The 328-nt window shown below is 74.4% G+C and carries 1 pseudogene; it reads right to left on the bottom strand.

The window, feature by feature from the left end:
* Positions 1-328: pseudogene (locus LQ51_RS33840) on the bottom strand (penicillin-binding protein); the annotation flags it as partial.

Below are 328 nucleotides of genomic sequence, written 5' to 3'. Positions count from 1 at the left end.
TCTGCACGGCCTGGTCGAGGGTGGTTTTCACCGGCTGGCCGGGCTTCGGCTCGCTGCGGAAGACCGCTGCGCCGGTGGTGACGCCGGGCTCGTCGGGCCGGGTCCGTTCGGTGACCACGGTCAGCCCGGGGACCCCGCGCAGCCGGTCGTCGTACCGGGCCTGGAGGCCGCCGTGGCCGACCAGGTCACCGGCGACGTACTGGTCGGGGTGGGCCTTGAGGTCGTCGGCCTGGGCCGGGTCGACCGTGCCGAGCAGCGCCCGGGCGAACTCCCGGGTGGGGGCCAGGTCGAGCTTGTCGGCCTGGAACTTCGTGCCGGGCAGGTCGTA

This window comes from Micromonospora sp. HK10 (assembly GCF_000982955.1).
GTDB lineage: Bacteria > Actinomycetota > Actinomycetes > Mycobacteriales > Micromonosporaceae > Micromonospora.
The sequence above is the reverse complement of the archived record's forward strand: the minus strand, read 5'-3'. Positions and strand labels throughout refer to the sequence as shown.